The sequence below is a fragment of the Natronomonas gomsonensis genome (genome assembly GCF_013391635.1).
Lineage (GTDB): Archaea > Halobacteriota > Halobacteria > Halobacteriales > Haloarculaceae > Natronomonas > Natronomonas gomsonensis_A.
The window spans coordinates 1,246,868-1,273,206 of the sequence record NZ_JACAWU010000001.1; the positions used below are offsets into that span (position 1 = coordinate 1,246,868).

A 26,339-nucleotide genomic window follows, 5' to 3' on the forward strand; every position below is an offset into this window, starting at 1 on the left:
GGCCACGGAGGCCCCCTCGCTCCCGACCGCGCGCGCCCCGCGCCGCGTTCGGCGGCCGCGCTGACAAGCGCCATCGCCGGCCGTCGAGTCGGGTATTCGGAGGCTGTGTTCTAGTTGAATAATTGATGTTTATGGGGCCGAACCTCTCCGTTCGCCGAAACACCACGACACAGTTGTTCCAACGAATGTGAATGAACGTCCATCCGGCGGCAATTTTTGGGACGTATTTCGGGACGGTACTACATGACGGAATACAGAGTATAAGGGGCCATAATACACACTTGAGTGTACCTATTGTTTTGTTACCCATATAGCGAAGCTTTACCAGTGGGTTCCACTCACGGACCTGTATGAGCACGACCACGGAGGAACGCTCACGCCAGACCGACTCGCCGCTGTCAGACCCAGAGTTCCGCGAGCGGCTCCGGGAACTCCCCCCGAGCGCCAAACTCGTCGCGAAGGTCCTGGAGGACGCCTCGCCGCTCTCCCAGGGACAACTCGCCGAGGAGTCCCTACTCCCGGACCGCACGGTCCGCTACGCGCTCAACCGACTCGAAGAGGAAGACCTCGTCGACTCCCGGTACTCCTTCCACGACGCGCGCAAGCAAGTGTACTTCCTCATCGAATAACGACACGTCTCCCACGCGTCCCGGTTTCTCGTTTTCCCGGCCCAGCGAACGCTTCGCCGTGGCTCACAACTAAGCCGTCGCCCCTCCACGCGAGTGATATGCACATAGAGCGCGTACCCGTCGAGGTTCCCACTCGGGCACCGACCGGACGGACCGCCTGTTACGTCGTCGGCGACGACGGGGCCCTGCTCGTCGACCCGCCGGCGCTCGACGAGCGCATCGAACGGTACCTCGACGATGTCGAACACGTCGCCGTCACCCACCACCACCCGGACCACGTCGGTTCGGTCGCCGACTACGCCGAGGCCGCTGACGCGGCCGTCTGGTGTCGTTACGGCCGCGAGAGGGGGTTTCGAGACGCCACCGGCGCGATTCCCGACCACACCTTCCGGGAGGGCACGACGATACCGACCGGCGACGGCGACGTGACCGTCCGGGAGACCCCCGGCCACGCCCCCGAACACGTCGCCTTCGAGGCCGGCGACGACCTCCTCTCCGGTGACCTCGCCGTCGCCGCCGGGAGCGTCGTCGTCGGCGACCCCGAGGGCGACGTGCGGGCGTATCTCACCAGTCTCCGCCGCGTCATCGCGATGGCCCCCGGCCGTCTGTATCCGAGCCATGGACCAGTCATCGAGGACGTTCGCGGGACCTGCGAGCGACTCATCACCCACCGCCTCGACCGCGAACGGCGCGTCCTCGCGGCCGTCGAATCGGGCAACCGAACCGTCGCCGACATCCTCGATTTCGCCTACGAGAAGGACCTCACCGGCGTCCGTGACCTCGCCGGCGCGACGGTGCGTGCCCACCTCTGGAAACTCCACCACGAGGGACGAATCGAATGGGACGGCGCCCGCGCCGACCCGACCTGAGTCGGTCGAACACGCTTCTTATCTCTTTGGACCCGAAAGGCGGGGCATGGAGAGCCTCGAAACCGAACTCGACCGGGCGCGTGACCTCTCGGTAGCCGAGTTGGCCGACGCCATCGAATCCATCGGCTTCGAGTGCACCCGCTGTGGCGCCTGCTGTAAGGCGAACGACCCCGCGGACGACGACGGCGAGACGGAGCCACACACTGCGACGCTGTTTCCCGACGAGGCCCGCGAACTGCAGAAGGCCACCGCCGACGAATTCGAAGAAGCCTACGACTGGCGAGACGTGGCTCGCCCGATGCCCTACGGCCTCTCGGAGGGCGACGACGGCCCCGAAGGCGAGACCTTCGAGTGGGCCATCCAGACCGACACCTGCGGCGACTGCACCTTCTACGAGGAGTCCGAGGACGGCACCGGCGCCTGTACCGTCCACGACAGCAGGCCGCTCGTGTGTCGCACCTACCCGTTCAGCGTCGCCTTGGGCGGGACGAGCGAACCGATGGGCGAGGCCGTCGACCGCGAGGGCCTCGTCCGCGCCCACGAGTGTGAGGGGCTGGGGCGGGACATCTCCCGAAACGAGGCCGAAGACCTCGCCGCGGCGCTCAAGGAACGCGCCATCAGGGAACTCGAGGAGGCCATCTCGCTTCGGGACCGCTACGAATCGCGTCCCGACGTAAACGGCGTCATCGTTCACGACTCGGAGGGTGCCAAGCGCCCCGACGGCACACCACTCGAAGAGCGATAACCCCCTCGACAGTCGGTACCTTCTATACGCGTCACACACATGTCGTGACCGAAGGTCTATGGAAATCTCCGATAAACTCCTGTGTCTGTTCAGTGCCGAGGTCGAGGAGACCGAGGACCGTTTCGTCGTCGAGGTTCCTCGTCGAGAAATCGAAACCGGTGCCGTCGGCCCCGGCGACACCTACCGGGTCGCGCTGATTGCGGGCGAAGGCGGCAGTACAGCCGACGCCGAGAGCACGCCCGAAGAGACGCCGAGCGACGAACCGCAACCCCCCGTCGAGCCGGGTGAAATCCGCTACGTCGAAATCGAGGACCTCGGCAAGCAGGGCGACGGCATCGCCCGCGTCGAACGCGGCTACGTCATCATCGTCCCCGGCGGCGAGGTCGGCGAGCGCGTCAAAATCGAAGTCTCGGAAGTGAAATCGAACTTCGCGGTCGGCGAAATTCTGGATTAACCGGCTCCGGTCGCGTCTCCTCGGTCGAGGCGTTTCGCTTTCGAACTTCTTCGATGTACCCGTGCGGTTTTCGAGCGCGGTTTCGACCCCGCCGGCCGTTTCCCCCTCGTACCAACCCGTCGGTATTGGCCCCGTTTCACCGTCGGCTGTGAGCCGAAAACCGCACGACTGCAGTACGTTCACCGACCGTACCAAACCGCCTTTTGTGGTGTCCGTACAGTATCCATGTATGAGCGCGACCGCAGCGGCACCGACCTCCGACCTCACCGACAAGCAACGGGAAATCCTCGCGTACCTTCGGGAGAAGGGACAGATGAAGACGTACTTTAAATCTCGGCTCATCGGTGAAGAGCTCGGGCTGTCGGCCAAGGAGGTCGGCTCGAACATGACTGCCATCTGTGAGGGCAACTTCGACGTCGACGTCGAGAAGTGGGGGTACTCCTCGGGGACGACGTGGAAGGTGACGGTCTAACCGGTTTCAGGGCGTGTATCGGACGAAGTCGTCGGCTTCGTCCGCGAAGGCGACGGCGTCCTCACCGAAGGAGTCGGCGTATCGAACGACGAGCGTCAACAGCGTCTCCGGGCGCTCGATTTCGTAGCCGTCCTCGCGAGTCAGGAGCCCTGCGGCCTCCAGTTCTGCGGCGTACTTCGACACCGTCGACCGCGAGACGCCGACGGAGTCGGCGATGTCGCGTCCGCTGGCGTCGGGTTCGCGGAGCAACGCGATGAGCATCCGCCGCGGCGTCTCCCGCCGGAGATAGCCGAGCGCGCGCTGTTCGAACGCCGAGAAGCGGCCAGCAGGGAAGTACCGCTTGTAGTCGCCGTCCTTGCGGTGTTCGACGGTTCCGTCGCCGTCGAGCCGGCGCAGGTGGTGTTGTGTCTCGCCGGTTCCGAGCTGGAGGTCGTCGCGAAGCTTCGAGAAGTGCGCCCCCGGCGTCGCGGCGAGGTAGCCGACGATGGCGTCACGAACGTCGCTCGTGTCGTCGGAGAGACGGACGAGCGGTGTCGTCGCTCCCAGCGCCGCGAAGCGCTTCAGCGTCGCCCGCTTGCTCTCGTCGACCTCCTCGGTCATTACGCCACCCTTGGCAACTGGACGCTAAAACAGCTTCGCCCCTGATTCCCGGATTTTAAAGGGGGTCAGTTCTTCTCGCTTTCCAACTCCTCGTCGGCCTCGGCCGGCACCTCCTCGTCCATCTCCGCGATGACCTCGTCGGGGTCTTTGATGTCGGCGGGGTCGGCACCCTCCTTGATGGCTTGGGCCTCCTGTTCCATCTTCTCGACGTCCATCTCGGTTTCCTGTTCGATTTGCCCGAGGATCTCCTCGATGTCGTCGAGACCGAGCAACTCGCGGGTCTCCGAATCGAATTCGAGCCCCTCCAGCAGCTCGGATTGGCTCTCTACGTCGCTGCCGGTGAGGTGTTTGCCGTATCGGGACAGCAGCGAGGTGAGTTCCTGCGGAAGGACGAACGTCGTCGAGTCGCTGGTGCCGATTTCCTCCAGCGTCTCCATCCCGCGTTCGATGATGGCGCGTTCGCCCATCGAATCGGCGGATTTCGCGCGTAGCACCGTCGAGATGGCGTCACCCTGGGCTTCCAGAATCTGGCTCTGTTTTTCACCCTGTGCGCGGATGATGTTCGAGGACTTGTCACCTTCGGCCTTCTCGATGGCGGAGCGCCGCTCACCCTGGGCTTCCAGAATCATGGCACGCCGTTTCCGCTCGGCGGAGGTCTGCTGTTCCATCGCTTGCTGGACGTCCTTCGAGGGGTTGACCTCCCGGACCTCGACGCTCTCGACGCGGATACCCCACTCGTCGGTGGGTTCGTCGAGCTCCTTCCGAATCTTGGCGTTGATTTCCTGTCGCTTGTTCAGCGTGTCGTCTAACTCCATGTCGCCCAACACCGCCCGGAGCGTCGTCTGGGCGAGGTTCGAGACGGCCTTCTTGTAGTTGTCGACCTCCAAGAACGCCTTCTTGGCGTCCATCACTTTGATGTAGACGACGGCGTCGGCGGTGACCGGCGAGTTGTCTCGCGTGATGGCCTCCTGTCGCGGCACGTCCAGCGTCTGGGTCCGCATGTCGAAGGTGTACGTCCGCGAGACGAACGGCGGGACGAAGTTGATACCCGGTTCGAGCAGTTTGCGGTACTCGCCGAACACCGTCAGCGCCCGCTTCTCGTAGGCATTGACGATTTCGACGGCCTGATACACCGCCGCCACCGCCACTGCGAGCAGCAGTAGCGCGACGACCGGCAACACCACGCCGCCCAACTGGAGGGGAACGAACATAGCACATCTTCGGACGAACGGTGCATAAGGGTTCGCCCGGAAGCGGCGTCACGGACGCTCGTGGCCCTACACCGCTTCGCTCTCGCCGTCGCGTTCGTCGTCGCTCTCCCGCTCCCGACGAGTGCGTTCGCGTGCGAGTTCGCGGTCGATGTCGTCTTCCAGCCCCGCCATCGATTCGACGGTGATGACGTTGCCGCCGCCGGGGTCGACGACAATCACTTCCTCGCCCTCCTCGATGTCGCCGTCGAGCGCGCGGGCCTGATAATACGGGTTGAACCCGCCGCTGTCGAGTTTCACTTCGCCGCCGCTTTTCGTGACGCGTTCGGTCACTCGCCCCGTCTTCCCCCGCAGTGACGCCGAGTCGCTGGTCCGACCGGTTCCCTTCCCGCCGTAGAAATCGAAGGTCCGGTAGACGTAGAGTGCGGCTCCGCCGGCGGCCAAGACGACGGCGGCGAGCACGAGCGGCAGCGCCGCACTCGGCAACAGTCCGCCGAGGAGGAGGCCGACGAGGCCCGCGGCCAGCAGCGCGATACCGATGACGATGAAGTGCGCGCCGGGGGCGAACGCCTCCATCACCATCAGTCCCGCGCCGGCGAGGATGAGCAGGAACGGCACCGAGTACCCGAACAGTTCCGCCATACCTCGCGGTAAGGGTTCCCGGTGGTTAACGCTTCGCCCCTACACGAACAGCCGCGAGATGACGAACAGCGTGAAGGCGATGCCGAGCAGGAAAAAGAGCGTCCCCTCCAGCGTCGGGTCGCCGGCCTCGATGGGTTCCGGCTCCCTGAGGCGTCCCTCGGCCGCCTCGGTCGCCTCGGCCTCCCGCTGTTCGATGTCGGACAGCGAGAACTCCCACGACTCGTCGTCGGCGTCGTCGGCGTCCCGGTCGTTCATATCGGTCGTAGCGGACCCGCTAATAAATGGCTGTCGAGACCCCACGAAACGACTATATCGGGACGGCGCTTCTGTGTGGTAGTCATGAAACGTGTCACTCGAATTGAAACACTACTACTCGCGGGACTACTCGTCGTCTCGTTGTTCGGCGGCGTCGCGGTGGCGGACAGCCACGGCGAGGCCGACATGGACCAACTGGTCTCCCAGTACAACGCCAACGTAGACGAGGCGCCCGGGCTCGTCACGAACCGACTCGCCGGCGAACGGGTCGAACTCCGCGTCGGGAGCGGCGACGACGTGGCCACCGCGAACTCCGGGTCGGCGTACCACTTCGAACTCGCCGACGACGGACGAATCGCCGACCACGGGGAGGGCCCCGCCGCCGACCCCACGGTTCGAGTGTTGACGAGCGAAAACACTCTCGACGAGATACTCACGAGCGACCAACCGGGCGCGGAGTTCCGTTCGGCCTACGACGACGGTACCGTCGACATCGAGGGTGTCGGCATCACGAACACGATAAAAGTCGAGGCCACGAAGTTCGCGGTCAGTGCCGGTAGCGCGCTCGGCCTGTTCTGAGCGTTCCCGTTCGATTCTCCGTTACTGCACTTTCGTTCCGGGTTCGGCGTCTTCCAGCGTCGTCAGCAGGTCGGCCTCCTCGCCCGCGGCGAGCAACATCCCGTTGGACTCGACGCCGAACAGTTCGGCCTTCTCCAGGTTCGCGAGCACGACGATTTTCGTCCCCGGAAGCTCGTCGAGGTCGTGGAGTTGCTTGATGCCGGCGACTATCTGTCGGGTCTCGACGCCGATGTCGACCTCCAGTTTCACGAGGTCGTCGGCGCCCTCGATGGGTTCGACCGACAGAATCTCGGCGACACGGATGTCGAGGTCTTTGAACTCCTCGAAACTGACGCGCTCCTCTGCGACGGGTTCCAGTTCCATGGTCGGCGTATCGTCGCCGTCCGACTCGTCGCTTTCGGTCTCGGCTTCGTCTTCGGCGGCCTCGATGCTCTCCCGTAACTGCTCGTTGAGTTCCTCGACGCGGTCGTCTTCGAGGCCCTCGAACAGTTCCTCGGGTTCGCCGAATTCGGCGGGCGGCGCCGCGAGGGCCTCGCCCAACTCGGCGTCGTGGACGCTACCGGACTCGCCGAGTTGACTCCACAGCGCCTCGGCCTTCCCCGGCAACACCGGCTCCATGAGGACGGCGATGGCCTTCGACAACTGCACGCAGTCGCGAATGACCTGCGCCGCCCCCTCGGGGTCGTCGTCGGTGAGCTTCCACGGTTCGTGCTGCTGGATGTACTCGTTGCCGAACTTCGCCAACTCGACGGGGACGCGGCCGAGACCCCGGACGCGGTAGTCGTTGATGGCGTCCCGGAAGTCGGCCATCGCCTCCTCGATGCGGTCTTCGACCTCCCCGCTGACCTCGGTGTCGGGCGTGCCGTCGTAGTTCCGCTCGGCGAACAGCAGCGACCGGTAGGCGAAGTTTCCGAGCGTGCCCACCAACTCGCTGTTGACGCGTTCGGCGAGGCCGTCCCACGAGAAGTCCACGTCGGCGACGAACTCGCTGCCCGTGATGATGTGGTACCGGTACAGGTCCGGGTGCAGTCCCGATTCGATGTAGTCGTCGGCCCACACCGCACGGTTCCGCGAGGTCGAAAAGCCCTTGCCGTCGAGGTTGACGAATCCACAGGCCATCACGGCCCGCGGTTCGTTGTAGCCCGCGCCACGCAGCATCGCCGGCCAGAAGACGGTGTGGTGTTGGATGATGTCGTGGCCGATGATGTGGACGATTTCGCCACCGTCGGGAACGTCGTCGGTGCCGTGGTTCTTCCAGACGGCCTCCCAGTCGTACTCGTCGGCGCCGACTCGCTCTGTATACTGCTTCGTCGAGGAGACGTACTCGATAGGGGCGTCGACCCAGACGTACAACACGAGGTCTTCCTCGCCGTCCTCGCCTGGATAATCGATTCCCCACTCCATGTCGCGGGTGATACAGAGGTCCTGCAGTTCACCCTCTATCCACTCCCGCGGCTGGTTCTGGGCGTTCTCGGTTCCCTCCAGTCGGTCGAGGAAGCCCTTGAGGTACTCCTGGAAATCGGAGAGTCGCAGGAACTTGTGGGGTCGGGTGCGGTACTCGGCGGGGTTACCCGTAATCGTCGAGACGGGGTCTTCGATTTCGCCGGGTTCGAGGTGGCGCTGACAGCCCTCGTCGCACTCGTCGCCGCGGGCGTGTTCGCCACAGTACGGGCAGGTCCCCTCGACGAAGCGGTCCGGGAGCGGTTGGTCGGCCTCGCTGTCCCAGGCGACCTCGATTTCCTTCTCGACGACGTGGTCGTCGTCTATCCACGACCGGACGAACTCCCGCGTCGTCTCCGTGTTCGTCTCGTCGTGGGTGTGGCCGTAGTTGTCGAACTCGACGTTGAACTTCGGGAACGTCGCCTCGTACTGCTCGTGGTACTCGAGGGCGAACTCCTCGGGGGAGACGCCCTCCTTTGCGGCGTTGACGGCGATTGGCGTGCCGTGCATGTCCGACCCGCAGACGAACGCCACGTCCTGTCCGACCGACTCCAGCGCCCGCGAGAGCGCGTCGCCGCTGACGTACGTCCGCAGGTGGCCGACGTGGAGGTCGCCGTTGGCGTACGGCAACCCGCAGGTGACCACCGCGGGGGTCTCGGTGGGGAACTCCTCGTGCATACAGGAGTTCCCGTCCGTCAGGGGTAAAACACTCCCGTTATTCGGCGTCGCCATCGGGGTCGGCGACGGCCGTCATCGAGGCGACTTCCGAGGAGACGCTCCCCACGCCGAACCACCCCTCGGGGTCCCGCCGGAGTATCGACCCCGCCGTCGTTCCGGCGTAGACTTGCCCGTCCACGGCCGTAAACGAGAGGACGAACTCGCCGGGGCCGCCGGCGTACTCCACCGGTCGAATCGTCTCGCCGTCAGTCGCCTCGAACAACGCCGCATCGGTGCCGCGGGGGCCGTCCCACGTGGGTGGCGCCCCGCTGGTCGCCGCGGCGTACAATCGCCCCTCGTGGACGAAGGCCTCCCGGAAGTAGCCGTGGTCGAGGCCCGAATCCAGCCGCCTCCACGTCCGACCCGCGTCGTCGGTGCGAAAGAGGCCGTCGCCGGTCGAGGCGACCCACTCGTCGTCGTCGACGACGAGGACGTGATGTACGTCGTCGTGGAGCCCCTCGCGGCGTTCACTCCACGTCTCGCCGCCGTCCTCGCTGCAGTGAACGCCGCCGACCTCGATACCGGCGACGAGTCGGTCGTCGCCGGCGGCACGGAGTGCCCGGACGTGTGCCTCGTCGCGGTGCCGCGGCGTGTGCCACGACTCCCGGGAGGGGAGCGCTTGGAGCCCCTCGCATTCGGCCCAGGTCTCGCCGGCGTCCGTGGAGCGATAGAGGTGGGCGGGGTGCGTTCCGACGAAGAGACGCTCGCCGACGGGGTGTTCCAGCACCGAGTACACCTCCGGCCGGGGTGTCTCGATTCGCGTCCACGACCGGCCGGCGTCGAGCGAGCGGTACAACCCGCCTCGCGTCGCGGCGTAGGTCCGGGGCCCGAAACTTCGAACCCGGAGCACCCGGTCGCAGTCGAGGACTCGAACCGCCTCGTCGAGTTCGCTCGGAGCGCCACGGAAGACGCCGTTCCGCGTCCCGAAAAGCAGGTTCATGCGTGGCTCCTGTACGCGGGGGGTCTTGACCGTTCCCCCTACGCGAGTTCGTCGATATCGGTGAGGAACTCCTGTAACATCGGTCGCGTGACGTGGGGCATACAGACGACGCGGGCCTCGTCGGCTTCCGTTCGGGAGATGCGCCAGCCACGCTCCCGGAGGTCGGCGACGAGGTCGTACGGAAGGTCCATCGCGACGATGGGCAACACGGGCGAGACGACGTCGAAGCCGCGGGACCGGACCTCGGCAGCCAGCCAGTCGGCGTTCGTCTGTGACTGTCGGTACTGTCGTTCGTAGCCCTCACGCCACAACTCCTCCATGACGGCGACGGCGCTTGCGACACCCGCACCGCTCCGGGTGCCCGTTAGCGTCACCTGCGAGGTGGATTCGAGATACGGCGTGTCGATGGCGAGTTCGTCCAGCAGTTCGGGACCCCGGGCCAACAGTCCGCCGGCGGGGACGGCCGCCTGCCCCATCTTGTGGGGATCGATGGTCATCGTGTCGATGTCGGCGTCGGAGAAGTCCCAGGCGTGGGCGGTAAACGGCAGGACGAACCCGCCCCAGGCGGCGTCGACGTGACACAGCGCATCGGCGTCGGTGGCCATATCGGACAGCGCCGGAATCGGGTCGACGCGGCCGTACTCGGTGGTGCCCGCGACGCCGACCACGAGTGCGGTGTCGTCGTCGATGAGTTCGGCGACGCCGTCGAGGTTCGCGCGGTAATCCTCGAGCGGAGCGGTTCGCAACTCGACGCCGAGGATGTCGGCGGCTTTCCGGAACGAAAAGTGTGCGGAGGCGGGGGCGACGAAGTTCGGGTTCCGCGTGTCGGCCCGATTTCGCGCGATGCGGACCGCCTGAATGTTGGCCTCGGTGCCGCCGGAGGCGATGTAGCCCGCGGCGTCTTGAAGGCCGGCGACCTGCCCCAGCAGGTCGACGGCTTCCCGCTCCATCTTGGCGACCGTCTCGTAGGTGCCGGGGTCGCCCGGGTTCGTCGCGAGGAACCGCTCGGCGGCATCGCGCGCTGTCGGGTGGGGTTCGGTACACATCGACGACAGCACGCGGCTGAAATCCTGCGGTTCGGCCCGCTGCATACCTACGCTCAGTCGTGCTGTGCCTTTATCGATTGTGTTGTGCTTACGTGGGTGTTTATGAGGAGTCCTCGAGGGATTCGACCCACGCCGGTCGCTCGACGCCGGGGTCCTCGCTGTCCAACTCGAATGTGAACCGGTAGTCGGCGGATTCCCCGTCGATGTCGTAGGTCACGCCGACCGACAGCGAGCGAATCCGGCCGTCGCCGTCGACGACGAGTTCCGATTCGTACTCCCGGATGTTCGTTGCGTTGCGCGGGAAGGCTGCCTCGGATTCGGGTCGGTCGGTCGCCGAAAGCGTCGTCAGCGTCGTCCCGTTGGACTCCGTGGTGTCGACGACCTCGTAGGGCGCCGAGAGGTGCGGTTCGAGCAGTGGCTGTCCCGCGAGCGACTCGGTGGCGGTCGGTTCACCGCGGCGATACTGTGGGTCGCGGCCGCCGGCTTCGATGCGCTGGTACTCGACCGTTTCGTTGCCCCAGACGATGAACCGGGAGTTCGCCCGACCGTTGTTGACGAGCTGATACCGGTACTCCGCGGCGTTGGCTTCGACAGTCGTTCGCTGACGCCGTTCGCTGGTGAACGACTCACCGTCGACGGTTCCACTCTGGGTGAGATTCACCTCGTGGCTGTAGCCCGACGCAGTGACCGCCTCGACGTGGGCGTCCAGAAGCGCAGTCGAGTTGGTCAACTGTTCGTCCTCGACGCCCGGTGGCGCCTCCGAGGTGGAGGGGGAGGCTCCCGGAAGTGCCGAGCAGCCGGCAAGTGCAAGGAGGAGACACAGCGCAATCGCGCCGTAGGCCCGTTTCATGACAACCAGTCTGTACCCGTCGCGTAAAAAGTGCGTGATGACGGGACGAAGGCGGGACTGAGGGTTGAACGACGGCGCCGTCAGCGAACCGAGTCCAACAGCAGTTTCTGCTCGACGCGTTTGACCTCGTGTTGGACGTCGCGGACGGCGTCGATGTTCGCCGAAATCGAGGAGACGCCCTCGTTGACGAGGAACCGCGCCATCTCCGGCTTCGACCCGGCCTGTCCGCAGATGGAGGTATCGACGCCGTGTTCGCGGCACGTCTCGATGGTGGTGCCGATGAGTTTCAACACGGCGGGGTGGAGTTCGTCGAAGCGGTCGGCGACGTGTTCGTTGTTGCGGTCCACAGCGAGGGTGTACTGGGTGAGGTCGTTCGTCCCGAAGGAGGCGAAGTCGATGCCCGCTTCGGCCATCGCCTCGACGCCCAGCGCCGAGGCCGGCGTCTCTATCATCACGCCCCAGTTCCGCTTTTCGGGGTCGATGCCGGCCTCCTCCATGAGGTTCCGGGCGCGAATCACGTCCTCGGCGTCGTTGACCAGCGGGAACATGACCTCGACGTTGTCGTAGCCCATGTCGAAGAGTCGGCGGAACGCCTCCAGTTCGTGGGCGAAGACGTCCGGCCGGTCGAGGCTCCGTCGGATGCCTCGATATCCCAACATCGGGTTGTGCTCGTGGGGCTCGTCGTCGCCGCCTTCGAGTTGCCGGAACTCGTCGGTCGGGGCGTCGAGGGTCCGAACGCGGACGGGTCGGGGGTAGAACTCGTCGGCGACGCCGCGGACGCCCTCGACGATTTCCTCGACGTAGGCGTCGACGCCGTGGTCGTCGAGGTAGCGCTCGGGCGTCTTGTTCGTCGAGAGAATCATGTGCTCCATCCGGAGCAGGCCGACGCCGTCGGCGCCGGTCGCGGCGGCGCGTTCGGCGGCTTCGGGAATCGAGACGTTGACCTTCACCTCCGTCGCCGTCATCGGCTTGACGGGGTTCTGGGGCCGGACGTCGTCGAGTGCGTCCGTCTCCTCTTCGGGTTCGGTCGCGCCCTCGGTGACGGTTCCCTTGTCGCCGTCCAACGTGACGACCTGTCCGTCGCCGAGGATTTCGGTGCCGTCACCGGTCCCGACGACCGCGGGCGCGCCGAGTTCGCGGGCGACGATGGCGGCGTGGCTGGTCATACCACCCTCGTCGGTGATGATGCCGCTGGCGCGCTTCATCGCCGGCACCATGTCGGGGGTCGTCATCTCGGTGACGATGATGTCGCCCTCGCCGACCTTGTCGAGTTGGTCGAGTTTGCGAACGATGCGGACCGGTCCGGACGCGATGCCCGGTGAGGCACCGAGGCCCTTCACGAGCACGTCGCCGCCGTTGCCGTCGGCGGCCGCACTCTCCGTGGCCCCCTCGGAGATAGTCGTGATTGGGCGGGACTGCAGCATGTACACCTCGCCGTCGATAATCGCCCACTCGATGTCCTGGGGTTCGTCGTAGTGGTTTTCGGCTCGTTCGCCGATGTCGACGAGTTTCTCGATTTCGGATTTGTCGAGTACCTGGGCTTTGCGACGGTCGTCTTCGACGTCCCGCTCGATGGTCTTGCCGGTCTCGGGGTCTTTGACCATCTCGATTTTCTTGTCGGCGACGGTCGTCTCCAACACCTCGCCAGTGTCGCGGTCGACGACGTAGTTGTCGGGGGAGACCGATCCCGAGACGACGGCTTCGCCGAGGCCCCACGCCGCCTCGATGATGATCTTCGACTCGCCGGTCGAGGGGTGGGAGGTGAACAGCACGCCGGACTTCTCGGCGTCGACCATCTGCTGGACGACGACCGCGATGTCGACGATTTCGTGATCGAACCCCTGTTCGTTGCGGTAGTAAATCGCGCGCTGGGTGAAAAGCGAGGCCCAACAGCGCTTCACGCGGTCGACAAGGTCCTCGCGGGTGATGTTGAGGAACGTCTCCTGTTGGCCGGCGAAGGAGGCGTCCGGGAGGTCCTCGGCGGTCGCCGACGACCGGACCGCGACGAAGGATTCGCCCTCCTCGAGGTCGTCGTAGGCCGCGAGGATGCCGTCACGAACCTCGTCGGGCAGTTTCGTCTCGAGGATGAGTTCCTTGGCTTTCGCCTCCGCTTCGGCGAGTGCGGTCGAGTCCTCGGAATCGACGTCGACGGCCTCGAACAGCTCCTCGTCGATGCCGGTCTCCTCGATAAACGTTCGGTATGTCCCTGCGGTAACTACGAAACCGGGCGGAACGGGCAGCCCCGCGGCGGTCATCTCGCCGAGCGAGGCGCCCTTGCCGCCGACCGACCCGAGGTCGTCGGACCCGATTTCGTCCAGCCAGAGTACAGCCATCTTGTATGGGAGAGAACCGCCGAGTCGCTAAAGAAGGTTCCGAAGCGAATCTCGGCGACAAGGATTGTCGGAACCGATAGCCGACAAACTCGATATTTGACGTTCGAACGGCCCATTTCCGCGGGTTTCGATCAGTCGCTTGCTTCGACTTCGTGGTCGCCGACGACGAGGTTGGCGCCGCCGGTCCAGACGACCTGCACGCGGCGGCCGACCTCGATGCCACCGGCGTCCTCGGGTGCCGACTCGGCGACGGCCACCTCACCGTCGGCGGTGTAGACGGCCGCACTGTCGCCTTCGACGATGGTGTCGCCGTCGCCGGAGAACGATAGCCCGTCGGCGATGGCCTCGCCGTCGACGCGGAGTTCGACGTTCTCGCGGGCGACCTCGTCGGGGCCGTTGCTCGTGGCGGTCACGACCCGGCCGTCCAGTTGCTCCATCGCGAAACTCACCGTCGGCGAGTTGCCGACTTCCTCGGGGTCGATACCGTCGTCGCTTTCGTTGTCGTCGCCGTTGCCATCGTCGCCGTTGCCGAACGGCGAGGAACACCCGGCGAGTCCTGCGGTGGCAGCCAGCGCCGCGCCGCCGAGATACGTTCGTCTGTCGATACCGTCGTGTGGTGTTGTCTCGTCCATTGGAGGGTCGGAGAGGGTCGGTTAGCGAACGATTCGCGCTTCGGGGACCGAAGCTACCGGAACGTGCCACGGAGCCGGTAAAACTCTTTTCAAGCCGTGTCGGCGCGTCTCACGCCTCGATGATGTCGTCGGCCTCGTACTCCGGGACGACGACCGACCCGTCGAGTGCCGTCACTGCTCGGCCGCCGACGGAGACGGGGTCGGCTCTCGCTTGCACCCGAACCCGACCTGGTCGGTCGATGAAGTGACCTTGTTCGAACACCATCTCCTCGGGCAACTCGCCGTCGAAAGCCCGCACCTCACGGAGGTACGCACCGACTGCGCCCGAGGCGGTTCCGGTGACGGGGTCCTCGTCGACGCCCGCCGCGGGCGCGAACATCCGACCGTGCAGCGTCGAATCGGCGTCGAGAGCGTCGAACGTGAACGCGTAGACGCCCGTCACGCCCAATTCGTCGGTCAGTTCGGCGACGGCACTCATATCAGGGTCGAGGTTCGAGACGCCCTCGAGGAAGTTCACGGGGACGACGAGGAACGGCAGCCCCGTCGTGGCCGTCGCCAACGGCAAGTCGGCGCCGATGTCTTCCAGCGTCGCGGGGTCGGCACCGAGGGCGTCGGCGACCCGCTCGTAGTCGAGGTCGACCCGCTCCACGTCGGCGGTGTCCTGTGTCATCCACACCGTTCCGTCCTCGATGTCGATGTCGAGGACGCCGACGTTCGTCTCCAGGGTCGCCTCGTCGTCGAGTTCACCCTCCTCGGCGAGGAAGCCGTGACTCGCTATCGTCGCGTGCCCACAGAGGTCGACCTCCTGTGTCGGCGTGAAGTACCTGACCTTGCGGTCGGCGTCGTCGCTCGGCAGCAGGAAGGCGGTCTCGGAGGCGCCGAGTTCGTTCGCCACCGCCTGCATCTGCTCGGCGTCCAGCCCCTCGGCGTCGGGAACGACGCCGGCGGCGTTGCCCGAAAGCGGTTCGCTGGTGAAGGCGTCGACCAAGAGCGCACGTCGCGTGTCCATACACCCGCCACGGAGCGCGGGTTTGTTAAGTGAGGTGGCGGGCTGTGACTGGGACCCACTCCCCTCAGGAGATACGTCGACTGGTGTCGATACGCACCTGGTCGGTCATGACGAGGTCGATGGGTTCGGTGAGTGCCCGGCCGTTGCGGGACTTGGTGACGAGGAGTTGGGATTTGATCTGTCGGGAGAGGACGAGCATCTGCAGTCGCCAGACGGTGTCGGCCCGAGCGAGCGTGAGGTCCCGGCGTGGCGGCGTCGTCTCCTGTCCGGTTCCGTGGAGGACGCCGACGCTGTCGGTCTCTCTGACCGTCGATTTGAGGTGATCGAGAAACGCCAGATACTCCTCTCGGGTGGCTTCTTCGAGGCCGTCGACGGTGTCGACGATGAGGAACGACGCCGGACGGAGTCCCTCGGTGACGGTTTCGGGGGTCTCGAGGAGTTCGGCCGGCGTCGCTGTCGTGACGGTCACCGACTCCGCGTCGACGGTCGGGGGAAGCCACTCACGGACTTCGGCCTCCGAGCGGAGCAACGAGACGTAGTGGGTCCGGTGGGCGGCCGTGAACTGCTTGAGGAACAGTTCGCTCTGAGTGGCGGGTGCGGCGGTGAGCGCGAGGAGGTCCCCTGCAGGAATCCCGCCGCCGATGGCCCTATCGAGGAACGGCAACCCCGTCGAGAACTGTCGTCCCATCGTATTTGCCATATCCTTCGGTGGGGTCAGTGGGCCAAAAATCCCCCACGTGCGGTCGGCGACCGGCTTACCAGAACGCTTCGTGGACGGCGCGGCCGGCCTCGTTTGCGACGCCGCCGACGACCGGGCAGTCGAGTATCTCCGAGGCGCGAGTTGCGGGTTCGCCGCCCGCGAACTCGACGACTTCGTCCGCGCCGACGCTGTAGACCACCCGACCGAACCCGGCGTACCGCATCCCGCCGCTGCACATCGGACAGGGTTCGGTGCTCGTGTACATCACCGCCTCGGCCCGTGTCTCGGCGTCGAGTTCCCGGAACGCCCGGTAGGCGAGGTGGAGTTCCGGATGCCGTCGAACGTCGTCTTCGGTGAGGACGCGGTTGGATTCGCGCATGACGACGTCGTCGTCGACGACGAGCACGGACCCGAACGGTCGGTCGCCGCGGTCGACTGCCTCACGGGCGAGGTCGATGGCCTCGGCCATGTGGCGCTCGTGGTCGAAGCGCTCGAAGTCGGGCATGATCGGGGCATCGGCCGGCCGAGACAAAGACGTTCGCCCCGCGGTGGACGGACAGATTAACCACACCGGGGTTCCTCCCACTCAGTATGAGCGACCTCCCGGACGAGTTCAAGTGTACGATTACCAACTGGGAGTACATCTACGGGCTGTGCCGCGGCGTCTCGAATCAGGTGAAAGACGCCGAGTTCGAACCGGACGTCGTCGTCGCGCTCGCGCGCGGCGGCTGGTTCGCCGGCCGCTGTATCTGTGACTTCCTCGGCATGGACGATTTGACGAGCCTGAAGATGGAACACTACGTCGGCACCGGACAGAAGGCGGAGGAACCGACCGTTCGCTACCCGATGCCGGAGGGCAGCGTCGAAGGGAAAGACGTCCTCGTCATCGACGACATCGCCGACACCGGCGGCTCCATCGAGCGGGCCCACGAGTACGTCACCGACCGCGGCGCCTCGGAGGTCCGAACCGCGACGCTGCAGTTGCTCCAGACCAGCGAGTTCGAACCCCAGTTCGTCGGCGAGCGTCTCGAGGAGTGGACGTGGGTCGTCTACCCGTGGAACTTCATCGAGGACATGATAGACCTCATCAGTGGCGTCATGGAGAAAGCCGACGCCGACACGTTCACCCGGGGGGACATCCGCCACTACCTCGCGGAGTACCACCGCGTCGAACGAATCGGGATGGAAATCGCCCAACCGAACCGCCTCGACGAGGTCCTCGAAGAGATGGTCCGCCGGGACGTCGCCGAACGGGTCGGCGAGGACCGCTGGCGACTCGCCTGACGTGTCCGACTCGCTGGACGCCCTCGTCGAGGCCTACGCCCTGAAAGACGAGACGCGAACCGGCTGGCAACTCCGTGGCGTCGAGGCTCCCGAATCCGTCGCGGCCCACACGTGGGGCGTCGCGTTGCTCGTCGTCCGCTTTTGTCCGCCCGAAGTGGACCGCGAGCGGGCGCTCCTGCTCGCCGTCGTCCACGACGTAGCAGAAGCCGAAACCGGCGACATCGCCACTCGTGCCGAGGCCGGCGCGCAATCGGTCGACGCCGACGAGAAGGAGCGCCGCGAACGCGAGGCGATGGCCGGCCCGCTCGCAGCGCTCGGCGAGAGGATTCACGAGTGGTGGGCGGAGTACGAGGCCCGGGAGACCGCTGAAGCCCGCTTCGTCAAAGACATGGATATCCTCGACACCTGTCTGCAGGCGCTGGTATACGAACGGGAGCGGCGGTACGACCCCGACGCCGACAATCCTCACTTCGAGGCTTACGACGACTTAGACGAGTTCTTCGCGACTGGCGAACCGCGACTGTCGACGGCCCGCGGCCGGGAGTTGTTCGAACAGGTGCGCGAGCGCTACGAGACCGCAAAGCGAAACCGATGAGCGTGGAGACACCTCGGCGAGATACCGGCACGTGAGTCGCGCTCGGTTGCATCCCTCCGTCGGAAGCCAGCGGCGGGACATACACCGAAGTACCACCCGCTCGAAACCTCGTCCATGCTCGGCATCATCGGTGGCAGCGGCATCTACGAGTCGCTCGGCTTCGAGAACACCTACGAAGAGCGCGTCAAGACGCCGTTCGGGTCCCCCAGCGCGCCGCTGGAGGTCGGTGAGGTCGACGGGCGGGAGGTCGCTTTCCTCCCCCGGCACGGCCGGAACCATCAGTACGACCCGACGAACGTCCCGTATCGTGCGAACGTCCACGCGCTGAAGCAGGCCGGCGTCGAGCACGTCGTCGCCACGAACGCCGTCGGCAGCCTCCGGGAGTCGCTTTCACCCCGGACGCTCGTCGTCCCCGACCAGCTGTTCGACCGGACCCGCGACCGGCCGCGGTCGTTCTTCGGCGACGGCATCGTCGCCCACGTCTCGATGGCCGACCCGTACTGTCCGCACCTTTCGGAAGCGCTCCTCGAGGCGGCGGATGCGACCGACGCCGAGGTCGAAGACGGCGGCACCTACGTCTGTATCGAGGGCCCACAGTTCTCCACGCGGGCCGAAAGCGAATTCTACCGCGAACGCGGGTTCGACCTCATCGGGATGACGACGGTGCCGGAGGCTCACCTCGCACGCGAGGCAGAGCTGTGTTACGCCGCCGTCACCGGCATCACCGACTACGACGTGTGGCACGACGAAGAGGAGGTCTCACTGGAGACCGTGCTCGGTCACGCTGCGGCCAACGAGGAGTCGATGAGCGACCTCTTAGACGCCGTCGTCGGGGCGGTCGAGGGCGACTGTGACTGCGACTGTCGGTCGGCGCTGGACGGCGCCATCAACACGCCAGCCGAGGCTATCGGCCACGAAAAACGCCAGAAACTGGAACTCCTTCTCGACGATTACCGCTGACGACCGTCCTCACGGACGTACGTCAGCGCCGTCACGACGTCGTCGGGGTCTACCCGGCCGCGAGTCTCTTCCAGCCGTTCTCTGAGACGAGTCGGTGTCATGTGTGGTATTCTCTACCACATTGCCGGATATAAACGTACCGGCAAACGTTGCAGGGGTTTTTTCGAAAGCGGTTCGGTGGTCAGTCGTCGGCTGGAGCGGCCTCTTCGGCGGGGACGGCGGCGGGGTCCTGTACCCACAAATCGCCGAACAGTTCGTCCTGCTGGAGGCGAACCTGTCCACGATGGGCGAGAAACAGCAATCCGAGGAACGTGTTGACCCGCGACCCGCCGGCCTCCCGGACTTCCGCGAACAGCACCTCCTCACGTCCCTGGTCGTAGTGGCCCTGTAGTTCGACGTACACGTCGTTGATGATGTCCTCCATGTGTTCGTCGTGGGCCGTCCCGGTCACGTCGTCGGCCGTCGGCTCGTCGTCCATCCGGAGGTCGTCAGCGCCGTGATAATCCAGCGTCTGAGTGCCGCGCGAAAAGCCCGACGGCGACTCGGAGGTGTCGTAGGTTCGGGATTCCTTCCACCACGTCTCGCGTTCGTGCTCCCGGAGGTCACGCACCAACTCGTCGAGCGTCTGTGGCATCCCTCGGGCCCGCTTCCGCTCGATGCGGCGGTCCATCTCGGCTTCCAACTGCTCGAAGGGGTCGATTGCCGGGCCACCCTCCTCCGGCGGGTGGGTCTCCCAGGGCTCTTCGTCCCACTCGTCGTCGGGTTCGTCGTCGGTCCACATCGCGTCGCTTTTCATCCGCAACAGCACCGACGCGTAGAACAGCGCCCGCCCGCCGGTCCGTAAATCCGCCTCGTCGAGGCGGTCGAGGAACTTGTCGGTCACCGTCACCACGTCGATGTCCCACGGGTCGATTTCGCCGTCGTCGGCCAACTGGACGAGCAACTCGACGGGTTCGACCTCGTCGTCGTCGGCCTCCCGTGGATCCGAGACGTCGAACTCCGAGAGGACCGACTCCTCGTCGGGACTTTCGCCGTTGGCCTTCGGGTCGTCGCCGTTCGCCTCGACGCCGTCGGCCTCCCGCTTTCGCTTCTCGTCGTCGTGGCCCGCGATGTTCAGCGGAATCTCCTCGGCCGTGCCGCCGTCGGTTCGCTTTTCGGCGCCATTCTCCTGCTGTTCGTCGTCCGACTCGTCAATCATCTGCCGGCACCTCCCCAGACGACAGGTCGATACCCGTCACCGCCGAGACGTTCTCGTCTTGCATCATCACGCCGATGGCGCGCTCCGAGCGCTCCAAGAGCGCAGACCGGTGGGAGACGACGACGAACTGTGCGTCGCCCGCCAACTCCTCGACCATCTCGCCGACCATCTCGGCGTTGGCGGCGTCGAGGAACGCGTCGACCTCGTCGAGCGCGTAGAACGGCGCGGGATTGTACCGCTGGATGGCGAAGATGAACGCCAGCGCAGTCAGCGATTTCTCGCCGCCGGACATCGCGTCGAGGCGCTGGACCGGCTTGTCGCCCGGTTGGGCCTTCATCGTCAGTCCGCCCTCGAAGGGGTCCTCGGGGTCCTCCAAGACGAGTTCCCCTGACCCACTGGAGAGGCGGGCGAAGATGTCCTCGAACTGCTCGTTGATTCCCTCGTAGGCCTCCATGAACGTCTCCTTCTTGCGCGCTTCGTAGGCGTCGATGCGCTCACGGATGCCGTCGGCTTCCTCGACGAGCGTGTCGCGTTTCTCCTCTAAGTCGTCGAGTTCCTCGGCCACGCGGTCGTACTCGTCGATGGCCTTCATGTTCACCGGCTCCAGGGCCGTCATCTCGGCTTCGAGACGCGCGATTTCGGAGGTGACCGTCTCGTGGTCCGGTATCTCTTCGGGGTCGTACTCGCCGACCTGTGAACTCAACTCGTCGATTTCCCACTCGAGGCGCTCGAGTTTCTCCTCGATGTCCGCGAGTTTCGACTCGACGCGGGAGACCTGCTCTTTCTGTTCGTCGCGCGCCGACTTCGCGTCGGCGAGTTCGCCCTTCAGTTCCTCACGTTCACCTTTCAACTCCGAGAGTTCGTCCTCTAGTTCCGCGACGGCTTCCTCCTTGGCTTCGAGTTCCTCCTCCTCGTCGGCGATGGCCCCCTCCAACTCGACGACGCGGTCTTCGGCCTCGGCCTTCCGATTCTGGGCTGTCTCGATGTCGTCGTGGAGTTCCTCGATAGCTTCTTCGGCGTACTGCTTTTCGAGTTGGAGTTCGTTGAGGTCGCCGTCGAGGTCGTCCATCCGGTCTTCGAGGTCCGAAATTTCCTCGCGGATTGCCTCCGCTTTGCTCGTCAACTCCGGAATGTCGGAGTCAGCGAGTTCCTGCTCTAACTCCTCGATTTCGGCCTCCAACCCTTCGATTTCCTCGTTTTTTGCCTCGATGTCGTCCTCGACCGAGGCCATCTCGGCTTTCACGTCCTCGCGTTCGTCCTCGATGTCGGCGAGTTCGTCTTCGAGTCGCTCGATTTTCGCCTCGACGGACTGCCGTTCGCTCTCGACGGACTCGATGTCGTTTTCGATGTCACGGACGGTTTCGGCGGCGTCGGATTGACGGTCGCGGGCGTCGTCGAGCCGTTCTTCCACGTCCCGGATGTCCTCACGAATCGACTGCTTTTCGTCCTCCAGTTGGGTGATGCGCTCGGCGACCCGTTCGAGTTGGCCCTTCCCGCTCTTCGTAAAGGAGTACCGGGAGCCGGATTTCGACCCGCCGGTCATCGCACCCGACTTCTCAACGAGGTCGCCGTCCAGCGTGACGAGTCGGAACTCGCCCATCAAATCGCGGGCGGTCTCCATGTCCTCGACGACGAGGGTGTCGCCGACGACGTAGGAGAACACCTCCGAATACGCCGAATCGAAGTCGATGAGGTTGTACGCGAAGTCGACGACGCCGGGCAGGTCGGGTGCCGACGGCAGCGACCGGCTGTGCATCTCCGTCATCGGCAGGAACGTCGCTCGACCGGCGTTTCTGGACTTGAGGTGTTCGATACAGCGCTGGCCGATGCCGTCGTCGTCGACGACGACGTTCGCCAACCGTCCGCCAGCGGCGGTCTCACACGCCGTCGCGTACTCGGCGGAGACGCCGCCCAACTGCCCGACGGTGCCGTGGACGCCGTTCATATCGGCGTTCAGAATCGTCGTCACCGCCCGGCCGTAGGAACTGTCGCCGCTCTCGCCGGCACGGGCCTCGAGTTCGGCGTACTCCTGCTGTTTCGCCGAGAGGTCGTCCTCGACGGATTCGAGGTCTTCCTGTAAGCCGCGCTTCTCCTCGCGGAGGTCTTCGACGACCTCCGTGATGGTCCCGCGGTTGGCCTCGGCTTTCTCCAGTTCGTTTTCGAGGTCCGAGAGTTCCGCGTCCAACTCCGGGAGTCGGTCCTCGGCGGCCTCGATTTCCTCGCGCTTCTCGCGTTCCTCCTTCGAGCGCCGTCTGGACTCGTCGAGAAGGCGGTCCTGCTCGCGCTGGAGGTCGTTGCGCTCGTCTTTGGCCTCCTGTATCGCCTCGCGTTTGGCCTCCAGAGCGTCGCGAACCTCCTCGTACTCGGTGTCGACGGCCTCGATTTCGGCCTCGACCTCCTCGAGTTCGATCTCCTTCTCCTGTACGTCGGCCTTCAGCGAGGATTTCTCGACTTTTTTGTTGCGGATGTCGGCTTCGAGGTCCTCGATTTTCTCCTGTTTGCGGTCGACTTGGACGAACGCCTGTCGCCGCTTGGCCTCGCTGTCTTCGATGCGCTCTTCTGCAGCCTCGACTTTGTCTTCGAGTCGCGCAATCTCGCCCTTTATCTCCTCGATTTCGCGTTTGATGGCGAGTTGTTCGTCCTCGCCCTTCCGTTCGATTTCGGCGTTGAGGTCCGCGAGGTCCTCCTCGAGACGGGTTACTTTCCCCTGCCGTTCGTCGAGTTCGCGCTGGAGGTCCTCCAGTTTGGCCGTTTTCTTTTCGCGTTTCTCGGTCGCGGCTTCGAACTCCTCGCGTTTGTCCTCGAGTTCCGCGGCCTTCTGATACCCTTCGTACTCGGCCTTCTCGTCTTTGAGGTCCTTGTACTCGAGCGCTGTCTCGCGTTCGTCTTCGAGTTGGTCCAGCCGCGTCTCCTTCTCTTCGATGCGGAGTTCCGCCTCGTCGACGCGCTCTTGGACCGTCTCCAGTTCCTCGAAGGCGTCGGCCTTCTTGGCGTCGAATTCGGCGACGCCGGCGATTTCGTCGATGATTTCCCGACGGTTACCGGCGGTCATCGTGATGATTTCGGTCACGTCCCCCTGCATCACGACGTTGTACCCTTCGGGTGTCACGCCCGCCTGCGCGAGCAAATCGCGAATGTCGGAGAGGTTCACCGACCGGCCGTTGAGGTAGTAATAGGAGTAGTAGGTGTCCTCGTCGGTCTGTTTGACCCGGCGGCGAATCGAAATCTCCTCGACATCGCCGACCTTCTCGGAGCCGGCGGCGGAGACGACCTGGTCTCGGGAGAGCGTCCCGTCGGCGTTGTCGAGGATGACCTCGACGGCGGCCTCGCGCTCGCCGGCGAAGCCGTCGTCGGCGTCGTCGTGGCCCGGATTGTAGATGAGGTCGGTCAGTTTGTCCGCGCGGATGCCCGAGGTACGGGCCAATCCGAGCGCGAACAGAATCGAGTCGATGATGTTGGACTTCCCGGAGCCGTTCGGACCGCTGATGGTGGTGAAGTCCTCGTAAAACGGGATTCGCGTCTTACGGCCGAAGCTCTTGAAGTTGTCGAGGACGAGCTCTTTGATGTGCATGGGGGCGCTCGTGGCGTCCCCGAATCAGGCGACGATGATGTCGTCGCCGGACTCGGAGTCCGCGTTGTCCTCCCCGTCGGCCTCCTCGCTGTTAACCTCGTCGGCCGACGCTTCCCCGTCGTCGGCCGCGTCCTCGGTTTGCTGCTCGGGCGTCTGCTCCTGTGCTTCGGCACGGGTCATCCGACCCTCGAGCACGTCGTTTTCGATGTTGACTTCGCTCTCGACGGCGTGGAGTCGCTCCTTGGTTTCGACCAACTCGTCGGTCAGCCCGTCGATGGTCGCTTCCAAATCACGCACCTTGGCCTCGAGTTCCTCCACTCGGTTCCCGGACATACCTCCATTGGGCGCCCCCGGACGTATAAAGGTGCGTCAGACATTGACAACAGTTCTGATACGTCGCGCGGGCGGCCCGCATCCGTTCGTTAGCCTAATGCATCCCCGCGAGTACGTACACCCAATGACCGCACAGACCGCCGAGCAACGTGACCTGACGGCCGTCATCGGGCTGGAGGTTCACGTCCAACTCGAGACGGACACGAAGATTTTCTGTGGCTGTTCGACCGACGCCGCCGACGACGAGGAGCCGAACACCCGAACCTGTCCCGTCTGTCTGGGACTGCCGGGGGCGCTACCGGTGCTCAACGAGGGGGCCGTCGAGGCCGCCGTGAAGGTGGGGAAGGCGCTCGATTCGGACATCCCCGAGGAAACCCGGTTCCACCGGAAGAACTACTACTACCCCGACCTGCCGAAGAACTTCCAGATAACGCAGTACGACGCGCCGGTGTGTGACGGCGGCGAACTCGAATTCTCAGTCGAGGGCGAACGCCGGAGCGTTCGCATCGAACGCGCCCACCTCGAGGAAGACCCCGGCAGTCTCCAACACGCCGGCGGCTCCATCGACACCGCCGAGTACACGCTCGTCGACTACAACCGCGCCGGGACGCCGCTGATGGAGATCGTCACCGCTCCGGACTTCCGCGGCGCCGAGGAGGCCCGGGCGTTCCTCGCGAAACTCACCGAGGTACTGGAGTATCTCGGCGTCTTCGACGCCACCCGGGACGGCAGTCTCCGCGTCGACGCCAACCTCTCTATCGTCGACGCGAGTGAGGTGGACGACGACGGCACGATTTCGACCGACGTACTCGAATCGGCCAACCGCACCGAAGTCAAGAACATCTCCAGTCACAAAGGCGCCGAGAAGGCACTCGCCTACGAGGAGACCCGCCAGAAGAACGCCATCCAGCGCGGCCGCGAAATCCAACAGGAGACGCGCCACTGGGACGAATCCCGAGGTATCACCGTCTCGATGCGTTCGAAGGAAGAAGAGAAGGATTACCGCTACTTCCGGGAGGCGGATTTGCCGCCGCTTCGCGTCTCCGACTGGAAGGCGAAAATCGACATCCCGGAACTCCCCGACGCTCGCCGCGAGCGGTTCCAAGCGGAGTACGGCCTCGATGCCGAATCGGCGTCGAAACTCACCTCCACGAAACAGGTCGCGGACTTCTACGAGCGCATCGCCGAGACGTTCGACGCCGGACTGGCGGCGACGTGGGTCGCCGACAACCTCCTCGGCGAGTTGAACTACCGCGACATGTCGATTACCGACATCGAGAGTCGTCTCGACGAGTTCGCGCGTCTCGTCGAGCTGGTCGACGACGACGAAATCACGACGAAAAACGCCGAGGAAATCGTCCTGCGACGGATGCTCGACGACGAACTCACGCCGGACGACATCGTCGACGAGGAAGGCCTCGGAAAGACCGACGAAGGCGCCGTCGAGTCGGCCGTGGAGTCCGCCATCGAGGCCAACCCCGACGCCGTCGAGGACTACCACGCCGGCGAGGACGGTGCGCTCAACTTCCTCGTCGGGCAGGTGATGCAGGAGACGGGCGGCAGCGCCGACCCCGGTACGGTCAACCAACTGCTTCGGGAGTCACTCGCCGAAAACTGATGAATCCCGGCGAACGCGTCGACCCGATGGCGGTTCGCTCGACGGCCGTCTCGGTGGCCAGCGACTACGCCTCGGCTGGCAGCGACTTCTCGTATCATCAGGCGGCGGCGATTCACCACCACGTCAACGAGACTATCAGCTACGTCCCCGACCCGCGCTCGCGGAACTACATCGCCCCGCCCGAGGAGACCCTGGAGACACGCGCCGGCGACTGTGACTGTCAGGCCGTCCTCGTCGCCTCGCTTTTGGAAGCCATCGGCGCGACGACGCGACTGGCGACCGTCGAAGCACCCGACGGGAGCCGACACATGCTCCCTGAGGTGTACCTCGCCGACGAGGGCGAAGACACCTCGATAATCGCCGACGACCTTGGAGATTTCTACGGCAGCCAGGGGTATTCGACGGGCTGGTTCAACTACGAGACGGATTCGAGTGGAATGGTGTGGTATCCGGCCGACACCGCGATGGGGTCCTACATCGGCGACCTCTCGGCGCTGTCGGATGCCGGCTACGTCGGCGATTACACCGACGGGTCGTGGTCGTGGTACTCCGTCGAGTACCACCACTACTGATTAGGGGTTCGAGCGGTGTTGCTGGCTCGGACACCGGTTGGAAGACGGCTCCGGCCCTACTGGTTGGGTACTGGCTTGAACACACCTC

Annotated in this window: 27 protein-coding genes; 11 read left to right on the plus strand and 16 right to left on the minus strand. The window is 65.1% G+C overall.

What is annotated here, in order from left to right; translation table 11 throughout:
* Positions 1–350 precede the first annotated feature (350 nt).
* From HWX69_RS06510 to HWX69_RS06530, 5 genes are all read left to right on the plus strand, one after another.
* Positions 351–629: a MarR family transcriptional regulator gene (locus tag HWX69_RS06510; protein WP_156710212.1), complete on the plus strand. Its 279-nt coding sequence runs from the start codon at positions 351–353 to the stop codon at positions 627–629.
* Positions 630–727: 98 nt separating this feature from the next.
* Positions 728–1,498 carry an MBL fold metallo-hydrolase gene (locus HWX69_RS06515; protein ID WP_178916273.1) on the plus strand — a complete coding sequence of 257 codons (771 nt, stop codon included), beginning with the start codon at positions 728–730 and terminating at the stop codon, positions 1,496–1,498.
* Between the two features lie 46 nt (positions 1,499–1,544).
* Positions 1,545–2,243 carry a YkgJ family cysteine cluster protein gene (locus HWX69_RS06520; protein WP_178916274.1) on the plus strand — a complete coding sequence of 233 codons (699 nt, stop codon included), beginning with the start codon at positions 1,545–1,547 and terminating at the stop codon, positions 2,241–2,243.
* A 58-nt stretch (positions 2,244–2,301) separates the two neighbouring features.
* On the plus strand, positions 2,302–2,697 hold the full coding sequence (locus HWX69_RS06525) for a TRAM domain-containing protein (protein WP_178916275.1): 396 nt from the start codon (positions 2,302–2,304) through the stop codon (positions 2,695–2,697).
* A gap of 229 nt (positions 2,698–2,926) precedes the next feature.
* The gene (locus tag HWX69_RS06530; protein ID WP_156710208.1) at positions 2,927–3,169 is read left to right on the plus strand and encodes a DUF7123 family protein; all 243 of its coding nucleotides are present in this window, start codon (positions 2,927–2,929) and stop codon (positions 3,167–3,169) included.
* A 6-nt stretch (positions 3,170–3,175) separates the two neighbouring features.
* Here HWX69_RS06530 and HWX69_RS06535 read toward each other — a convergent pair whose 3' ends face one another.
* The 4 genes from HWX69_RS06535 to HWX69_RS06550 all read right to left on the minus strand — a co-directional run bounded on the left by HWX69_RS06535 (position 3,176) and on the right by HWX69_RS06550 (position 5,874).
* On the minus strand, positions 3,176–3,769 hold the full coding sequence (locus HWX69_RS06535; protein WP_178916276.1) for a winged helix-turn-helix transcriptional regulator: 594 nt from the start codon (positions 3,767–3,769) through the stop codon (positions 3,176–3,178).
* 65 nt (positions 3,770–3,834) lie between these two features.
* Positions 3,835–4,980, minus strand: a complete 1,146-nt coding sequence (locus tag HWX69_RS06540; RefSeq protein WP_178916277.1) for an SPFH domain-containing protein — start codon at positions 4,978–4,980, stop codon at positions 3,835–3,837.
* 66 nt (positions 4,981–5,046) lie between these two features.
* Positions 5,047–5,619, minus strand: a complete 573-nt coding sequence (locus tag HWX69_RS06545) for an NfeD family protein (protein WP_178916278.1) — start codon at positions 5,617–5,619, stop codon at positions 5,047–5,049.
* Between the two features lie 39 nt (positions 5,620–5,658).
* A complete protein-coding gene (locus HWX69_RS06550) occupies positions 5,659–5,874 on the minus strand; it encodes a DUF7312 domain-containing protein (RefSeq protein ID WP_178916279.1) in 216 nt (71 codons plus the stop codon).
* A gap of 84 nt (positions 5,875–5,958) precedes the next feature.
* Here HWX69_RS06550 and HWX69_RS06555 point away from each other — a divergent pair, with 84 nt between their 5' ends.
* On the plus strand, positions 5,959–6,453 hold the full coding sequence (locus tag HWX69_RS06555; RefSeq protein WP_178916280.1) for a hypothetical protein: 495 nt from the start codon (positions 5,959–5,961) through the stop codon (positions 6,451–6,453).
* Positions 6,454–6,474: 21 nt separating this feature from the next.
* Here the strand turns inward: HWX69_RS06555 and metG are convergent, their stop codons facing one another.
* The 9 genes from metG to HWX69_RS06600 form a co-directional block, all read right to left on the minus strand.
* Positions 6,475–8,571, minus strand: coding sequence for a methionine--tRNA ligase (gene metG, locus HWX69_RS06560; protein ID WP_178916281.1), 2,097 nt, complete (start codon positions 8,569–8,571; stop codon positions 6,475–6,477).
* A 37-nt stretch (positions 8,572–8,608) separates the two neighbouring features.
* Complete coding sequence (locus tag HWX69_RS06565; protein WP_178916282.1) at positions 8,609–9,550, minus strand: WD40/YVTN/BNR-like repeat-containing protein; 942 nt, start codon at positions 9,548–9,550, stop codon at positions 8,609–8,611.
* Positions 9,551–9,588: 38 nt separating this feature from the next.
* Entirely contained in the window at positions 9,589–10,641 is a 1,053-nt protein-coding gene (gene mfnA, locus HWX69_RS06570) for a tyrosine decarboxylase MfnA (protein WP_178916283.1), read from the minus strand.
* A gap of 55 nt (positions 10,642–10,696) precedes the next feature.
* The gene (locus tag HWX69_RS06575) at positions 10,697–11,446 is read right to left on the minus strand and encodes a DUF7537 family lipoprotein (protein WP_178916284.1); all 750 of its coding nucleotides are present in this window, start codon (positions 11,444–11,446) and stop codon (positions 10,697–10,699) included.
* An 80-nt stretch (positions 11,447–11,526) separates the two neighbouring features.
* Positions 11,527–13,779: a phosphoenolpyruvate synthase gene (gene ppsA, locus HWX69_RS06580; RefSeq protein WP_178916285.1), complete on the minus strand. Its 2,253-nt coding sequence runs from the start codon at positions 13,777–13,779 to the stop codon at positions 11,527–11,529.
* Positions 13,780–13,910: 131 nt separating this feature from the next.
* Positions 13,911–14,411: a hypothetical protein gene (locus HWX69_RS06585; protein WP_178916286.1), complete on the minus strand. Its 501-nt coding sequence runs from the start codon at positions 14,409–14,411 to the stop codon at positions 13,911–13,913.
* A 109-nt stretch (positions 14,412–14,520) separates the two neighbouring features.
* Positions 14,521–15,420: a PhzF family phenazine biosynthesis protein gene (locus tag HWX69_RS06590; RefSeq protein ID WP_178916287.1), complete on the minus strand. Its 900-nt coding sequence runs from the start codon at positions 15,418–15,420 to the stop codon at positions 14,521–14,523.
* A gap of 64 nt (positions 15,421–15,484) precedes the next feature.
* Positions 15,485–16,120, minus strand: a complete 636-nt coding sequence (locus tag HWX69_RS06595) for an RAD55 family ATPase (protein ID WP_178916288.1) — start codon at positions 16,118–16,120, stop codon at positions 15,485–15,487.
* A gap of 55 nt (positions 16,121–16,175) precedes the next feature.
* Positions 16,176–16,625 (minus strand): nucleoside deaminase, encoded by a 450-nt coding sequence (locus tag HWX69_RS06600; RefSeq protein WP_178916289.1) that lies wholly within the window; start codon positions 16,623–16,625, stop codon positions 16,176–16,178.
* A gap of 86 nt (positions 16,626–16,711) precedes the next feature.
* Between HWX69_RS06600 and HWX69_RS06605 the strand changes: the two genes are divergently transcribed.
* The 3 genes from HWX69_RS06605 (at position 16,712) to mtnP (ending at position 18,959) form a co-directional block, all read left to right on the plus strand.
* Complete coding sequence (locus tag HWX69_RS06605) at positions 16,712–17,404, plus strand: phosphoribosyltransferase (RefSeq protein ID WP_178916290.1); 693 nt, start codon at positions 16,712–16,714, stop codon at positions 17,402–17,404.
* A 1-nt stretch (position 17,405) separates the two neighbouring features.
* Positions 17,406–17,999 (plus strand): HD domain-containing protein, encoded by a 594-nt coding sequence (locus HWX69_RS06610; RefSeq protein WP_178916291.1) that lies wholly within the window; start codon positions 17,406–17,408, stop codon positions 17,997–17,999.
* Positions 18,000–18,113: 114 nt separating this feature from the next.
* Positions 18,114–18,959 carry an S-methyl-5'-thioadenosine phosphorylase gene (mtnP, locus tag HWX69_RS06615; protein WP_178916292.1) on the plus strand — a complete coding sequence of 282 codons (846 nt, stop codon included), beginning with the start codon at positions 18,114–18,116 and terminating at the stop codon, positions 18,957–18,959.
* A 181-nt stretch (positions 18,960–19,140) separates the two neighbouring features.
* Here the strand turns inward: mtnP and HWX69_RS06620 are convergent, their stop codons facing one another.
* The 3 genes from HWX69_RS06620 to HWX69_RS06630 are packed head-to-tail and all read right to left on the minus strand — an operon-like array spanning position 19,141 to position 24,061.
* Positions 19,141–20,157, minus strand: a complete 1,017-nt coding sequence (locus tag HWX69_RS06620) for a segregation/condensation protein A (RefSeq protein WP_178916293.1) — start codon at positions 20,155–20,157, stop codon at positions 19,141–19,143.
* Positions 20,150–23,728 (minus strand): chromosome segregation protein SMC, encoded by a 3,579-nt coding sequence (smc, locus tag HWX69_RS06625; RefSeq protein ID WP_178916294.1) that lies wholly within the window; start codon positions 23,726–23,728, stop codon positions 20,150–20,152. The genes HWX69_RS06620 and smc overlap by 8 nt, the downstream gene beginning before the upstream one ends.
* 24 nt (positions 23,729–23,752) lie before the next feature.
* Positions 23,753–24,061 carry a DUF7518 family protein gene (locus HWX69_RS06630; protein ID WP_178916295.1) on the minus strand — a complete coding sequence of 103 codons (309 nt, stop codon included), beginning with the start codon at positions 24,059–24,061 and terminating at the stop codon, positions 23,753–23,755.
* A gap of 124 nt (positions 24,062–24,185) precedes the next feature.
* Between HWX69_RS06630 and gatB the strand changes: the two genes are divergently transcribed.
* The gene (gene gatB, locus HWX69_RS06635) at positions 24,186–25,679 is read left to right on the plus strand and encodes an Asp-tRNA(Asn)/Glu-tRNA(Gln) amidotransferase subunit GatB (protein ID WP_178916296.1); all 1,494 of its coding nucleotides are present in this window, start codon (positions 24,186–24,188) and stop codon (positions 25,677–25,679) included.
* Positions 25,679–26,251, plus strand: a complete 573-nt coding sequence (locus HWX69_RS06640) for a transglutaminase domain-containing protein (RefSeq protein ID WP_178916297.1) — start codon at positions 25,679–25,681, stop codon at positions 26,249–26,251. Before gatB ends, HWX69_RS06640 begins: the two co-directional genes overlap by 1 nt.
* The last annotated feature ends 88 nt before the right edge of the window (positions 26,252–26,339 follow it).